The 14,848-nt window shown below is 68.6% G+C and carries 5 protein-coding genes and 2 pseudogenes; 3 read left to right on the top strand and 4 right to left on the bottom strand.

The annotated features are described in order from the left end of the window. Nucleotides 1-1,943: 1,943 nt before the first annotated feature. The 3 genes and pseudogenes from AC1DVZ_RS05845 to AC1DVZ_RS05835 all read right to left on the bottom strand — a co-directional run. Nucleotides 1,944-2,625: pseudogene (locus AC1DVZ_RS05845) on the bottom strand (ABC transporter ATP-binding protein); the annotation flags it as partial. Beyond that, nucleotides 2,608-2,934 (bottom strand): annotated as a pseudogene (locus AC1DVZ_RS05840) (ATP-binding cassette domain-containing protein); the annotation flags it as partial. The pseudogenes AC1DVZ_RS05845 and AC1DVZ_RS05840, both read right to left, overlap by 18 nt. A 1,915-nt stretch (nucleotides 2,935-4,849) precedes the next feature. Next, entirely contained in the window at nucleotides 4,850-5,614 is a 765-nt protein-coding gene (locus AC1DVZ_RS05835) for a hypothetical protein (protein ID WP_477617238.1), read from the bottom strand. A gap of 982 nt (nucleotides 5,615-6,596) precedes the next feature. Here AC1DVZ_RS05835 and AC1DVZ_RS05830 point away from each other — a divergent pair. The 3 genes from AC1DVZ_RS05830 (at nucleotide 6,597) to AC1DVZ_RS05820 (ending at nucleotide 14,151) form a co-directional block, all read left to right on the top strand. After that, on the top strand, nucleotides 6,597-8,573 hold the full coding sequence (locus AC1DVZ_RS05830) for a hypothetical protein (protein WP_477617237.1): 1,977 nt from the start codon (nucleotides 6,597-6,599) through the stop codon (nucleotides 8,571-8,573). Nucleotides 8,574-8,737: 164 nt separating this feature from the next. Beyond that, entirely contained in the window at nucleotides 8,738-10,648 is a 1,911-nt protein-coding gene (locus AC1DVZ_RS05825; RefSeq protein WP_477617236.1) for an ATP-binding protein, read from the top strand. Nucleotides 10,649-10,716: 68 nt separating this feature from the next. Continuing rightward, on the top strand, nucleotides 10,717-14,151 hold the full coding sequence (locus tag AC1DVZ_RS05820) for a response regulator (protein WP_477617235.1): 3,435 nt from the start codon (nucleotides 10,717-10,719) through the stop codon (nucleotides 14,149-14,151). Between the two features lie 213 nt (nucleotides 14,152-14,364). Here AC1DVZ_RS05820 and AC1DVZ_RS05815 read toward each other — a convergent pair whose 3' ends face one another. Then, nucleotides 14,365-14,757 carry a hypothetical protein gene (locus AC1DVZ_RS05815; protein WP_477617234.1) on the bottom strand — a complete coding sequence of 131 codons (393 nt, stop codon included), beginning with the start codon at nucleotides 14,755-14,757 and terminating at the stop codon, nucleotides 14,365-14,367. Between the last annotated feature and the right edge of the window lie 91 nt (nucleotides 14,758-14,848).

The following is a 14,848-nucleotide window of genomic DNA, read 5'->3' as shown; positions in this document are numbered from 1 at the left end:
TCCGCCGGGACGCGTTGCTGTGGGGTGTGCGCGTGGCACTCGGCAGCAGAAGGGGCTCTGCCGAAGGGGCTGGGCAGCAGTTGGTCGGTAGAAACGCCCGCGCCACTTGCAAGTGCTAGTGGCGCGCCAATGTCGGGCGGTTGAACACAACTTCATCCGGAGCGAGTGAGCATGAGTTTGGCATGCCGTCGGCCTACCGGGATGAGCTGTCGAAGTCATTGGGCGAGCAGCCGCTGCAGGTGTCGTCGATGGGTTGCATACGGTGGCGAGTCCCCGGGACGCTCGTGCGTGGCGACAGGGACCGATTCGTAGAGCCCGCTCGAGTCCGGTGGGAACCGAGAGCCTGCCGAATCGCGCCAGTGGCACACCCTTCATCCTTTTGGTGCGCTCCGCATGAGGAGCGGCGTGATCATGGTGTCGCACCACCAACGCTCTTCCATGGCGGGTTACTGCAAGTGCGTTGGAGCCTTGGGCTGACGTACTGGCAGGGCGCTTCGCACCGTGTCGGCCTTCCCCGCGGCTTGGTGGCGGTTGCGGACCCCGCGCCGAAAGGCGCTCGTGGAGTTTGATCGAGAAGCTTGCCGCGTTCCGAGTTCTTACCCCGCGCGCGACCATCTCCGCCGGGGTCTGTCGCAGGGGGCCGCCATGGATCTTCTCCACTCGACCGCAGGTGGTCRTGGATTGGCGCGGCGTGGCGGGGGCCAAGTGCCCGTGCACCACTCCGGTGGGGAACCTAGTCACTATGCCGATGATTTGCCGCATCTCCCGTCAAGGGTCCTCTCATGAAGAGGTGGTTTGGGACGTGGACGAACGCCCGGAATTCTGGCGGTAGTAACGTTGTTACCCGATGTTAAAGCGTACGTCTTCATTCCGCAATAGTGCGACCAGGACCCGGAGTGGGACGAGGCACCTGACGGCCCTTCCGACGGTTGCGGTTGAAGGCAGCAACGCAGCAGTACCAACGCTGGGGGAGGGGTCCTGTGCGCCAGGGGCTGGCTCCAGAGAAGAGTTTCCAGCAGCCATTCGCGGCCCTGAGCCACGATCCAAGGAGTTCAATCCGTCTCTTGTTACCATGTTTCAGTTGTACTCGCTGCATGGATGTGGGTGGCGTGGGATCTGTTCGATTTGGGTAGCTTGGCCGTCCGCGGCGTCGCTCCCTACGGCAACCCCGACCAGTGGCTCAAGGGCGGCGTCAATACGCGCTGCGCGACCTGGCGCGACGGTCGGACTTGATTTCACAACTCGCCTTGAAGGACATCGCTTCTGTTGAGTCCACCAGAGTCGTGTAGGACGTGGCAGGTCGGCATCCAGCGGTAGTCCGGCACCGTCAACGTCCGCGCTGGCGCTCCAGTCGGCCGCATGCGGGCGGATGCTTCACCGCGTACGTGGCGAATGGCCTGCGACCCGGCGAGCGACTTATCACCGCCGGTCTCAACGCAGGTCCCGATCCTCGCCCTCGTGCTCCTGCCCCAGGTGGCGGGCGGCGGTAGCGCACCAGGGCTCGTCCAGAGATCGTCGATGACCTGCAGGAACGGCCACACCGGCCGGTCCGGGTGCCACGGGTCGATGCGGTCAGTCCCCGTCAGCAAGGCAACGAAGAGCCGACAGACTCTGTCAGCCACCGTTTCACACCAATCTCGGCGCCCCGGGACCTAAGACCCCGTCACGATCGGTGCGCGGCGCAGCGTCGGTGACGCTGTTGGCTTCTGCTGCGGCGGTCTCCAGCGACGGCGTGTTCGCAATCAGTTGCTTGGTGTAGGGCTGTTAGGGGTGGGTCAGAACGTCCTCCGTCTTGCCACACTCCACGATGTTGCCATCGGCGAGGACAACGATCCTTTGGGCGATCGACCGGACAAGCGGCAAATTGGGGGTAACGAAGACCATGGAGACTCCGAGCTCGTGCTGCAACTTGCCCAACAGCTCCACGATCGCCGCTTGCACGCTCACATCGAGCGCGGAGGTGACCTCGTCACAGATGAGGACGGAGGGAGAGGAAATGAGCGCCCGGGCGATTGCAACGCGCTGCCGTTCGCCGCCGGAGAGCTGGTCTGGATAGCGGTGGACGTAGCTGGCAGAAAGCGAGACCTGCTCCAACATCTTGGCTACACCCTCGTCGGCCTTTCGTCCCTCCGCAATGTTGAAGACGCGTAGAGGCTGCCCTACTGCCTCCCCCACGGTCTTGCGTGGGTTCAGGGATCCGTACGGGCTCTGGAAGATGTACTGGATTTGCCGGCGCATGTCGGTGTTGCGGGCGCGGGCTGAGGGTGCCAGTTCTTGATCACCGAGCCGGATGCTTCCGGTCCAGTCTCGATGGAGGCCCGCGATCGCGCGGGCCATTGTTGTCTTGCCGGATCCGGACTCACCAACCAACGCTGAGCATCCGCGGCGCTCGAGCGTCAAGTCAATTGAGTGGAGCACCTCGACCTCACGATAGCGCGCCACCAACTCGCAAATGGTGAGCATCGCATTCCCCGTATCGAGGCGGGTAGAGCGCACTGGGTCACCCAGCTTCCTCTGGGTCTGCTTGACCACTTCGGCCGAGCGGATACACCGCGAGCTGTGCCCCGCCGCAATCGGGGTAAGTGGTGGGGGCTGCCGCAGTCGGTCGGCTACCTCGTTCCACAGTCCAGCCCTGATCAGGCTGTCCTCAACGATTTCGTCGCGGTCTGAGCGGCTGACCCGCTGACCCGTCAGCTTCAGCCCGGCCACAACGTTGTCGTAGACACTCATCGCGGGGAAAGGGTTGGGCTTCTGGAAGACCATACCGATCTCCCTGCGCGCCCAGGTCAGGCGTCGCTCCGGCGCGTAGACATCGTGACCGTCCAGTCGGACCTCTCCGGCCAGGGCCGCACCCGGCACGAGTTCGTGCATCCGGTTGAGGATGCGCAGGAAGGTCGACTTGCCACACCCGGAGGGCCCGAACCCGCGGGTCACCACGACCACCCCCGCGCCCAGCCCGCCGCCGTCGTCTGCCTCCCCGACTTCTGCGACCACCAACCCCAGCCCGTCGCCTGCCGCAACTACTCCTCCGTCCCAGCCCACCGCAGTGCCGACCGGGACGCCGACAAGTTCTACCGCGACCAGCACGGCCACCGCGACGCCCACCACGAGCACGACCGCCGCTCCCGCGCCGTCCGTCACGAATCCACCAGGCTCGAGCTCGTAGGCCCAGCCCCCTGCTTGGCACGGTCAGGACTGGATCGGCGCGCGAAGTTGGCCTCCCGGTCCCGGACCGTGTCGCGGATTCTGCGCAGCCACCGGGGCGTCCCTACCTGCGCGAGTGTGACACGACCACTTCATCGTCTGGCCGCGCCAGCCCGCGGGGCATCACGCACCGACCACCGCGGCCTATGCGTGATGCCCTCCGAGCTGACCTGCGACGAGATCGGCTCACCCAAGCTCGCACGACCACGGGGCGCCCGGTAGCCGGGTTGCGTCGAAAGAGCGGCGGCCCCGACCGCCCCAAACCACCCACGCTCAGCCAACAACCTCACGAGCTCGTGGCGCTGCTCAGCAGTCAACTCACGCGACTCAAAATCCAGATTTGCCCCGCGTCCCCGCGCGTCCACAACGTGCCTCCCTGGTCTGTTGGTGGCGCTGCGGAGCCGTCATTTGCAAGCTCCGCAGCGCTGCTCGAATCCTGACCGGCCCCACCAGCATCAACGGCGTTGCGCCCGATCCGCGAGACGGCGCACCAACAACAACCCCGCTCAACCACCCGCAACTGTGGGCCAGCGACGTAACCAGTCGATGAAATCTCAGCCGAACGGACTACCCGATGAACGACGCTGGATGTGCGGCGCCAAGACCCGGGACCGGCAGCATGTGACCAGGAATCACCGGCGCCCCGGCGCCGCCTGGTCGGCGGCGCCTCCCCCCGCTGCAACGCGGCAAGCGAAGGCCACCTCCAGGACGCCGCCTGCCGCGAACTGGCCCGCCTCGGCGTCACCCGACGCGAGCTCCACGCCGCCGGCGCGCTCATCGAGCCGTTGGACTCCAGGCGTTCATCGTCGGCGTCTGGGCACCAAGGTCGCCGAAGCCAAGGACGAAGTCCTCATTTGGGGTGTCTCAAGGAATCAAGGACAGGGCCGAGTACGGCGGCACGACCAGAGGCGCCAGCCGCACATCCCGACCGCAGGCCTGTCCAAGCTCAGACGACGCACCGACGGTGCCCACGCCGCGCTCGAGGCGGCGTCGATGAAGGCGACGCCCGCCTCGCCACAACAGAGGGCACCTTTCTCGCGCGGGGGTGCGGCGGGTTCACGAGAGCGCGGCTCAGCAGCCCGCGGCAGCTCCTAGTGGCGATTGTGGTGCCGGCTGCGGTGCGGCTGATCTCCGGGCAGGATGCGTGGTCCTCGGGGCGACTCCCTGCCCGTGGCCCAGCCCAAGAAGAGCGCACCCCCGCGCGCGAAGCTGGGCCACGGTTACCGGCCCACTACCCACGGCCCTGCCGCGCAAACGCCGCAGGAGGAGGCCGGTTGGCCAGCGCCACTGTCCAGGCGCACACGACCGCCGACTTCGAGCGGTCGCTTCGCGGCAGCCTGGTCAGGATCCGCAAGGCAGGGCCACGGTGGCCGACTCCACCCGACCATCCGGCATCGGCTGCGCGGCCTCGCTTGGTGTGCTGCGGGCGTGGCTGAGCGCGGATGACCGTCTCTGAACGACGTACCGTTCGAGGGGTCTGGCTCGGCGTACCGTGGCCGGGCATCCCTTCGGGGTGAGCGTGTCGACGCGAGATGTGTAGCGCACGAATCGTGTCGGAGACGGGCCACACGCCCACGCGAGGAAGCGCGCGACCGCTCGTGACGGGCCGCGTGAGCGCGGCCGTGTGACTGGCGCGGCGTGCGGGTCAGTAGCCCGTGCCGGGCAGTGGCACGATCATTGGGCCCGCTGCAGCACTGCGGCGCGCTGCGAACATGAGCTGGTCGACGTCACCGTTGAAGCGCTCGATACCTTCGGCGATGCACAGCAGCAGGGTCTGCAGGGACCGGACCGGCTGGGTCCACTTCAACAGGACGTCCGCTCCGAGGGAGTCCCTCATCGCCTCGACCTGGGTGAAGCCGGTCCGCTGTCCGTGCCAGGAACCGCCCTGGGCCATCCACACGCCCGCGTCGGTGGCCTGACGGCACGCGGTGGCGATGGCGTGCGGGGTCAAGTATTCGGTGTCCAGGATGACGCGGACGCGGACGTCTCGCTTGCCCATCGAGGCCACCAGTGCGGTGGTCTGTCGTTCGAACTCGGCACCGCGGGGGCCCATGCGCTCTTTGGTGGCTAGCAGGGCCACCTCGTTGGCGCCACTGTCGGCCAGGGTCAGGGCTTGGCTGAGCATTCTGTCGGTGTCCAGGTGGGTGGTGCCCGGGGTGTCCCAGCACAGGGTGGTGGCGACCGCCACGGCTGTGCCGCTCAGCTCCCGGGCGGCTTCGGCGACGCGTTCGGGGCGGCAGATGACGGCCGCGAACCCGGCCTGGACTGCCTTCGCACACCCCTGCCGGGTCGCCCCCGGGACGGCTGGTTGCCGGTAAAGACGATGGTCCAGGTGTGCCGCGAGATCGGCCACGCTCAGCCGACGGCGGCTGCGTTTCCTTGCTTCGATCGCGTACAGGTGTTCGTTCATGAGCTGTCCCCTCGCGACCAATGGCTTGGTCGCATCAGCTGTTCAGAACCCGCGATACCGTGCGGTCACTGTCCACGCTATCCCCTGTGTCGAACCAGAAGGGTCTTGCGCGGGTGCGGGTTGATTGACCCGTCGCCGCAACGCCGAGTCAGCGTCCTGACTGGGAACCGATCGGCAGGGTCAAGTGGGAGCCACCAACTCACACCGACGGAATCGACCGCAGCGTCGTCGGCTCCCCGACCAAGCACGCGCCCTGTTCGCAGAAGTGGGACGCATCATCGCTCGTTCGAGCGGTGCTTCCTGCATCTACCACGCCGCACTGAGGCCGGCGGTGCTGCGCCATCTCCCGCTGACGGGCCCGGATCTCAAGGCGAGCCAACGGTCTGAGACGCGCGCTCCACCTAGTCGGGTCGACGCACACGACGGGAGCTGACTGGACCGACAGCAGTCTTGCCACGGTGGGCCGGCAGCACGAGAGCCACTATGGCCGGCCCGGCTCGGGGGGACTGAATGCGAGTACCAGGTGCTGTGCGTGAAGGCGATCGCCCGCGCGGGCCCACGCCGCGCGATGCTCGCTCTGAGTTCCGCGCGGCTGCGACCCTGCACCTGGTCCCACTGAATCCCGCGTGAATTCCCTGCACACTCAGAGGCTGCGAGCGCAGGGCGGCCCGACAGCAGCACTGACAGCAACGCGACGGGACACAACCAGCAGATGCTGGACCCTGGAAGGCCAACGGCGGTGCCCGCCAGTCCCCTTCAGACATCCGACCACGACTGCCGAGACCTGAAAATCGGAAGGTCGGCGGTTCGACCCCGCCCCTGGCCACCACGAGACCGCAGGTCAGCGCATCGCGCGGCCTGCGGTTTCTGGTGTGCCGAGTGCCAGGGACATTCCATGGCGGATTTCGCAGTTCGTCCACCCACGGGTGCAACCTCGTCTAGCCTTCCGCCGGGGTCCAGCTTCGGAACAAGAGGAGAAACAGTGCGCCTTCGCCTGCCCGCTGTCGTGGCGGCCGTCGCGGCGGCAACGCTCGTGGCCGCAGTGCCACCGGCCGGCGCGGACGAAGCACCGCAGCCCTACCCGCTGGTGAGCCTGACCAGCCCGGCGGCCACAGTTCCGGGCAACTTCACGATCACTGCCGAGGTCGACCTGGCCGGCGCCTCCGGCGTCACCATCCGTCCCACGATTCGATACGACGAGTGGCTGGGTCTGGCCGAGAAGACCGTCACGGCGCAGGACTGCCCGGCCACCTGCGAGGTGACCTGGGATGTCGACACGACCTCCTGGGAACACGCCATCGGCTCCGGCAGCAAGGCGCTGGACATCACGTGGTTCACCACCGACCCTGCGCCCGTCTGGGGCGTCTTCGTGCGGTACTTCACGTACGACGCCCCCGTCGAGAGCAGCTGGGTCAGCGACACGATCCGCGACGACGACCCGACAGCCGAGGGCTACAGCCCCGCGGTCTTCACCTCCGGTGGAACGGTCACCAGCACTTCGGAAGTCGCGCGCGAGGCCGACGAGGTCCTCGACGTCCGGCTGTATGCCGGACCTGCCAGTGCCGAGAACACCACACCTGTCCTGCACACCACCACCTCGTGGAGCACGGCTCCGAATGCAGAGGGCAGGTACACCGGGAGCGCCCACCTCGACACCTCCGCGCTGCCCGAGGGCGACTACGTGCTCTACATGAAGTCACGCAACTCCGACGACCAGTGGGGGGCCCAGGGCGGTGCCGGGTTGCTGGTCCGTCACACTCCGGCCGTCACCGTCGAGCCCGCCGGCTCGCCCCTTCAGTCAGTGGGGGACACGACAGTCGTCGGCGCCCGCCTGATGCGACCCCTGGCGACGGTGTGGTCGAGCCTGCGCGTCAGCGTCGACGGCAGTACCCCGCAGGTCCTGTCCAACCCGTCCTGGAATGCACCGGCCGACACCCGCAAACCGGTCACAGGCAGTGCGATCCTGCCGCAACCGCTCAGCCCCGGCACGCACACGATCACGACTGAAGTCCTCGACTCCGCCGGGGACCGGATCGGACAACCGGGCACCAGCACCGTGCGCGTCGTCGAGTTCAAGGACGAGAGCGCCAGCGTCCCGCCGCTCGTCCTCGGCCAGACGTCATACGTGACCCTCAGCGGCACCGCGCCGACCGGCCTGACCTACGAGTCCTGCTACTTCGGTTTCCACGAACGCACGGGCATGGTGAGCGGCGGTGGCGCCTGCGTGCCCGGGTCGACCTCGTACAGCATGTCGATGGCCTGGACGCCGCAGGCGGTCGGCGCCGGCAAGGTCGAGTTCGCGAACACCAGCACCCAGGGGCCGCACGGCCCGACCCACACGATCCCGATCACGGTGTACGCGCGCCGGAGCGCGGCCCTCTCGGCGCCGAGCTCCTCGGCCTACGGCGCACGTCTGACCGCCGCGGTCTCGGTCCGCGACGTCAAGACCCTTGCCGGGAGCCCCGTTGTCGCGCCAGGGGTCTCGGTCTCGCTGCAGCGCAAGGCTGCCGGTACCACCACGTGGTTCACCATCGCCTCCGGCAGGACCAACTCCTACGGCAGCGTGGCCCTGCCGTTCACCAACAGCGTCAATGGACGCCTGCGCGCGGTCGTCGCCTCCACCGTGCCGGGTCGCACCATCACCACCAGCGAACCCACCCTGACCAGCGTGAGCACCGTGTCGTGGTCGTCCCTGCCGTCCTGGGTGAGGAGCGGCTCCGCGGCCTACGCCGCCGTCTACGCCAAGCCTTATGAGAAGGGCGCCTCGGTGCGCGTGCAGGCCCGCCGCATCGGCGGCACCTGGGTCACCGTCGGCTCTGCCAACGTGGGCACGAGCGGCTACGCCAAGGCTGGCTTCAGGTTGTACAGCAGGGGCACGTGGGAGGTGCGGGTCGTCCGCACAGCCACCACCGGACACAGCACCGGGTACAGCAGCACGCGCCGCATCACCGTTGGCTGAGGCCCACCACCACGTCGGGCCCTGGAACCGAACGGTCCTGGGATCTGCCTCGGTGTGTGCCTGCGCGCGGCCGCTTGCTGTCGCCGCTAGTCCTAACGGTTCGCGAGGATGGACAAACGGGGAGCAAAGGGGGAAACGGGTTCCATTGCGGCTAGCCTGCATCGATGCTGGGGAGCCACAACGATCAGTCAAGGGGTGAGCAGTCGGTGGTGTTGACCTCGACAGGTATCCAGGCGTTGCGTGGCCTGTCGGAGCTGATGAACCGCGCCAGTGGTCAGGAGAGCCTGCAGGACGTCCTCGACCTGATCGTCGAGGGCGCGGCCGACGTGGTCGGCTTTCGCGTGGCGGCGATCAGCCTCGTCCAGCCGGACGGGGACCTCGAGGTCGTTGCCGTGGCCGGCGACTCCGGGGCGCGTCGCGAGCTCATGGGGCGACGCACCCCGCGCGGCTTGGTCGAGGCCGAGTTCGAGATCGCGGAGCAGTGGGGCACCCTGCGGTTCGTCGCGGCGGACCGGTTGCCGCCGACCTCGCAGCCCGGCTGGGTGGCAGAAGGGTGGGAGGTCTCCGTCACCGGAGAGCCGGACTCCTGGGACCCCCTCGACACCCTGCTGGCCCCCTTCTACGACGTCGCCGGCACGTGGCTCGGCATGATCACGGTGGACCTTCCACTCAGTGGCAAGCGCCCGGACGAGGTGCAACAAGGTCTGCTCGAGGTCTTCGCGAACCAGGCGGGCATCGCGATCAACGGAGCCCGACAGCGGCTCGCGCTGGCCGAGCAGGTACGCCTCGCCGCCGCGGTGCACACCGTCGCCCGGATCTCCCAGGAGATCCTCGACCCCGCCCGCGCCGTGGAAGCCGTCGTCGAACCCGTGATGGAGGGCCTGAAGGGGTCCGCCATCTGGGTGCGCACGTTCGGTCACGAGAACGATCCGGCCGATGGCGGCGTCGTCGCCCACTCCGGACGGGGCGCGGACAGCGCGCCAGCCGATGTCGTGAACCTGGTGCGACGTGTGGCGCAGCAGTGCTGGCGACGGCGAACCGCGGCTCTGGTGCGTGCGGGATCCACCCACCCACAAGGACTGCTGACCGACGAGGAAGTCGGCACCATGCTCGCCTTCACGGCGCCCTTCGGCGGCGGGGCCTGGATGCTCGTACCCATCGGGGCGGCCAGCGAATGCCTCGGCCACCTCGTCATCACCCGCTCAGCGCAGGAACCAACCTGGAGCGACGCGGAGGCGGCGTCGGCACTGGAGATGGGCCGGGACATCGGTCGGGCCATCGTCAACGCGCGGCTGCTCGAGCTGGAGCGCCGGCTGGTCGACCAGCTGCGCCAGGCCGACCGCGCGAAGACATCCCTGTTCGCAACGGTCTCGCACGAGCTGAAGAACCCCCTCACGTCCATCGTCGGCCATCTGGAACTGCTGCGCGACACCCCGACGACAGCTGCCCCGAAGGGGCACGACCCCGAGGGCGGCGACGTCCCGAAGTCCGACACCGACTGGTCTCTGGGGGTCATGGAACGCAACACCCACCGCCTGCAGGCCTTGGTCGACGACCTCCTCACCCTGTCGAAGGTCAGCGACCCCGACCGCCCCCTGGTCAGCAGCCAGGTGGATCTCGCCCGCCTGACCCAGGACGCGATGGACATGTTCCGGCCCACCGCCGAACAGCGCGGCATCCAGCTGAGCAGCGATCTCGCCGAGGGCGTCGCGGTGGTCACGGGCAACACGGACGAGCTTGCCCGGGTGGTCGACAACCTGGTGAGCAACGCCGTGAAGTTCAGCCCCGACCGGGGAGTCGTGCGGCTGAGCACCCGGCACGACAGCGACACCATCGTCCTGCTCTGCGCCGACGACGGGCTGGGCATCTCGACGCAGGACCAGGAGTCCCTGTTCACCGAGTTCTTCCGCAGCACGAACCCCGCGGCCCTCCAGGTCCCCGGCACCGGTCTGGGCCTGAGCATCGTGGCCCGGATCATCGCGCGCCACGGCGGTTCGATCAGCGTGGAGTCCGAACTCGGCTGCGGCACGACCTTCGAGGTTGCTCTTCCGGCTCTCGGGATCACTGGTCCCTAGGTGCAGGATTTGGGCGGAATCGAGTGTTTCACTGGGCTTCTTTCGGGCTGATGAAGGAAGATCACTGCGTGCAGCATCCGCAGCCCCTCGACCCCGGCGCCCGTGGACGTACCGCAGGCTTCGGCGACCTCGGGCCACTCGGCGCCCGCGCCGACCTCGACAGACTGGGCCGGTGGCTGGTCGAGGCGTCGCCCGACGGCCTGTGGGTCTTCGACTCCGAGGGCAGGACGGTGCTCGCCAACGCCCGACTCGCGGAGATGCTGGGCAGGACGCCCGACGAGATGGACGGACTGTCCGTCTTCGAAACCCTGGACGAGACCGGTCAGGGCCAGTTCGCCGAACACCTCAGCGGGCTGCAGAGCAGCAGCGCTCCGGGGAGCAACCTCGAGTGCAGTCTCCTTCGCAAGAACGGCGAGCGGTTCTGGGCCCTGGTCAGCCACAGCCCGATCAAGGACGACGACGGCAACCACGTCGGCTGGTTGCACCGGGTGACCGAGTACAGCCAGCAGCGACAGCTGATCGAGACCCTGCAACGGCGCGAGGCGCAGCTCGCCGAGGCACAGCACATCGCCAAGATCGGCAGCTGGGAGTGGGACGTCGGCAACGACGTCGTGGCGTGGTCGGACGAGCTCTACCGCATCTACGGAGTAGAGCCCGACTCCGACTTCGTCCCGAACTACCAAGCGTTTCTCGACCGGATGCACCCCGACGACCGGGACGCGGTGGCGGCAGTCGTCAGGCGCGCGCTCGAGGAGACGGGCGAGTTCGAGTTCGACGCGCGCATCTTCCACAGCGACGGCTCGCTTCGCTGGATCCGTGGCCGGGGCCGCCTGACCCGCGACCAGGCCACTGGCGCCCCGCTGCGCATGGGCGGCACGTCCCAGGACATCACCGAGACCAAGGACGCGGAACAGGCGCTGGCCCTGCTCACCTCGATGGCGACGGCGGCCAACGAGGCGACCACCCTGGCCGAGGTCATCCCCACGATCCTCCTGGACGTGGCACGGCATACCGGATGGCAGCCGGTGGCCGCCTGGCTGGTGACCCGGGAGGGCGAGCTCGAACCCGTTCCCGCGCAGACGCGAGACGTGCCGGAGGAGGATCTCGCCGAAGCGACCCGGATCGCCAGGGCGGCCGCCGAGTCGCTCCATCCGCAGGCCTCGGTCACGACGGAGGGCACCGCCCTCGTCGCCGCGCCCGTGGTGGCCGAGGACCACGCCGCCTGTGTCGTCGTCATGGACACCCGCGCCACCACCGCGCCCACCGACACCGACGGGTTGACGGTCGCCCGGGCTGCGGCGATCTTCTCCCGGGTCGCCGAGCGAGACCTGGCCGCCGAACGCCTCGAACAGGCCCGCGACAACGCGATGAGCGCGTCGCTGGCCAAGTCCGAGTTCCTCGCGACGATGAGCCACGAGATCCGCACCCCGCTCAACGGCGTGATCGGCCTGTCGGAGCTGCTGGGACGCACCGAGCTGACGTCCCACCAGCGCCGGCTCGCTGACGGCATCGACGGCGCGGGGCGGAGCCTGCTGTCCCTCGTCAACGACATCCTGGACCTGTCCAAGATCGAGGCGGGGCGGCTCGACCTCGAGGCTGTCGACTTCGACCCGCGCGCCATCGTCGAGCAGAGCACCACCCTGATGGCCGAGCGCGCCCGCACCAAGGGTCTCGAGCTCGCCGTGACCTGTCACCCCGACGTCCCCGCCGCCGTGTGCGGTGATCCCGTCCGGTTCGGGCAGGTCATCTCCAACCTGACCGCCAATGCCGTGAAGTTCACCACCAGCGGTGAGGTCGTGGTCCGGGCGACCGTCGAGACCGTCGAGACCGGCGCCACAGGCGCCACCGTCGAGACCGGCGAGACGGGCGACCGGGCCAACGGCGACAAGCCCGACACCGCCCAGTCCGCCGAGAAGTCCACGGACGAGTCCCCTACCGACGCGGGCATCGTGCTGCGGATCGAGGTCAGCGACACGGGGTCCGGCATGTCGCCGGAGGTCAAGGAGCGGCTGTTCACCGCGTTCTCGCAGGGCGACAGCTCCACCACCCGCGAGTACGGCGGCACGGGTCTCGGCCTGGCCATCAGCCGCCAGATGGTCGAGGCGATGGGGGGTGAGATCGGCGTCAACAGCGAGAGCGGGTTCGGGAGCACGTTCTGGTTCACCGTCCGTTTCGCGCCGGCCAGCGTCAGCGCCCACGCGGCCGCGCCCCTGCCCTCCGTGGCCGGGCTTCGCGTGCTGGTCGTCGACGACAACGAGACCAACCGGTTCATCCTCGAGGAGCAGCTGGCCGGCTGGTCGATCGAGGCGGCAATCGCGTCGTCCGGGGTGGAGGGCCTCGGGCTCCTCGACGACGCCCACCGGCGCGGCCTGCCTTTCGACGTGGTGCTCCTCGACTACCTCATGCCCGGCGTCAACGGTGAGCAGTTCGCCCGGATGATGCGCGGTGACGGCCGGTTCGGTGACACCAGGATCGTCCTGCTGACCTCGGCGATGGACCTGGATCGGGAGGTCCTGGACGCCGCCGGGATCGACGTCTCCCTCACCAAGCCGGTGCTGCCCTCCAGCCTGCTGGACACCCTCGCCGACGTGGCCGGCGCCCGCGCCGGCACTTCCCCGGAGGGCGGTCCGGGTGGCGGCCCGGGTGGCGGCCCGGGGGCTGACGCCGCGACCGCCGGCCGTCCTGACCTGCGCGCCCCGATGGGTTCACGTGGCCGCGTGCTCGTCGTCGAGGACAACGAGGTGAACCAGCTGGTGGCCGTCGGCATCCTCGAGAGCCTGGGGTATGCCGTGGACGTCGCCGAGAACGGACTGGCCGGCTACTACTCGTTCCAGTCGGCCGACGGCGCGTACGACGCGGTGCTGATGGACTGCCAGATGCCCCAGATGGACGGCTACGACGCGACGCGGATGATCCGCTCGTTCGAGGACGACCAGTACCGCACGCCCATCATCGCGATGACGGCAGCCGCCATTGCGGGCGAGCGCGAACGATGCCTCGAATCGGGCATGGACGACTTCCTGACCAAACCGGTCGACGTGACGCTGCTGCGCGAGACCCTGGAACGATGGGTCCCCGTCGACGGCGACCACAGCCCTGCCACCGAAGCCACGGACAGCCGTCAGCTCGCGGCGCGCGCCGACACCACGGTGCTGGACCCCTCGCGCCTCGAGGAGCTGCTCGACCTCGACCCGGGCGACCCGACGATGCTGCTGCGGTTCATCGACAGGTTCGGGCCCAACGCCCGAGCCGCGCTGGCCACGATGCGCGAGCACCGCGCGGCGGGGGCAGCCCACGAGCTGAGTCGCGCGGCGCACGGCCTCAAGGGCAGCGCCGCCAACCTCGGGGCGGAGCGGCTCGCACGGCTCTGCGCCGACGTCGAGCACCTTGGCGAGGACGGTGTCGTCGTCGACCAGCCGGCCCTGGTGGCCGTGGAACGTGAGCTCGACGCGGCCGTGCGGGCGCTCGAGTCCTTCGCCGTCACGCTGCGCCGACTCTCCTGACCACAGGTCCCACGCCACTGCAGAACCACGAAAGCCACCTGACGGCAGTCACCGGCCATCTGGCTGACGAAAGCCACCGGCCATCTGGTGAGATGGCCGGTGGCTTCCGTTGAAGGGACTTGCTCTCTTGCCGTTCCAGCACCCGCCTGGCTGAGGGACGAGGGCTGGGTTTGTAGAACGACTCGGCACCGCAGGGGGTGGTGCCGGCCGCCGTTACGCCGACTGTGCGCCGGTGTCGACACCCCGGTGCTGGGGTGCGCTGGTGATGTACTGCCCCGTCCGGGCACCGAGGGCGAGCCGACGGCGCACTTCGCTCATCAGCTCGTCGTTGGTGGCCAGCAGTACGGCCTCGGGGTGCTCGATGCCGCCGAGGACGGACAGGCCGCACCCCTCGGCGGAGCGCAGCACGATCTCGCGGACGGAGAGGCACAGCGCACGGGACAGCGCGAGCATCTCGTCGGGTTGGGGCCACTCCGGCAGGACCGGAGAGTCGAGGATGCCTTCGAGCGTCCACTCGTCCAGACCGCTGCGCATGGCGAGGGTCGCACGGTTCCAACCGAGCACACGAAGTTGCTCCTGCAGGAAACTGCCGAGGCTGTTGGTCACTGGGGCTCCAAGGGGTGCGAAGAGGCTTGCCCCTTGATGGAAGCGCGTATTTCGGCCTCGGAGCGAGAACTTTAACAAGCCTTGACCATTG

Source organism: Pedococcus sp. P2_E5, assembly GCF_056403895.1.
Note: the sequence above shows the minus strand (reverse complement) of the source record. Positions and strands in the feature narration are given on the sequence as shown.

What these genes read in the sequence shown, in the direction of transcription:
- AC1DVZ_RS05835 (WP_477617238.1), bottom strand. Translation starts at nt 5,614, where the DNA reads ATGAACGAACACCTGTACGCGATCGAAGCAAGGAAACGCAGCCGCCGT.
- AC1DVZ_RS05825 (WP_477617236.1), top strand. Translation starts at nt 8,738, where the DNA reads ATGCTGGGGAGCCACAACGATCAGTCAAGGGGTGAGCAGTCGGTGGTG.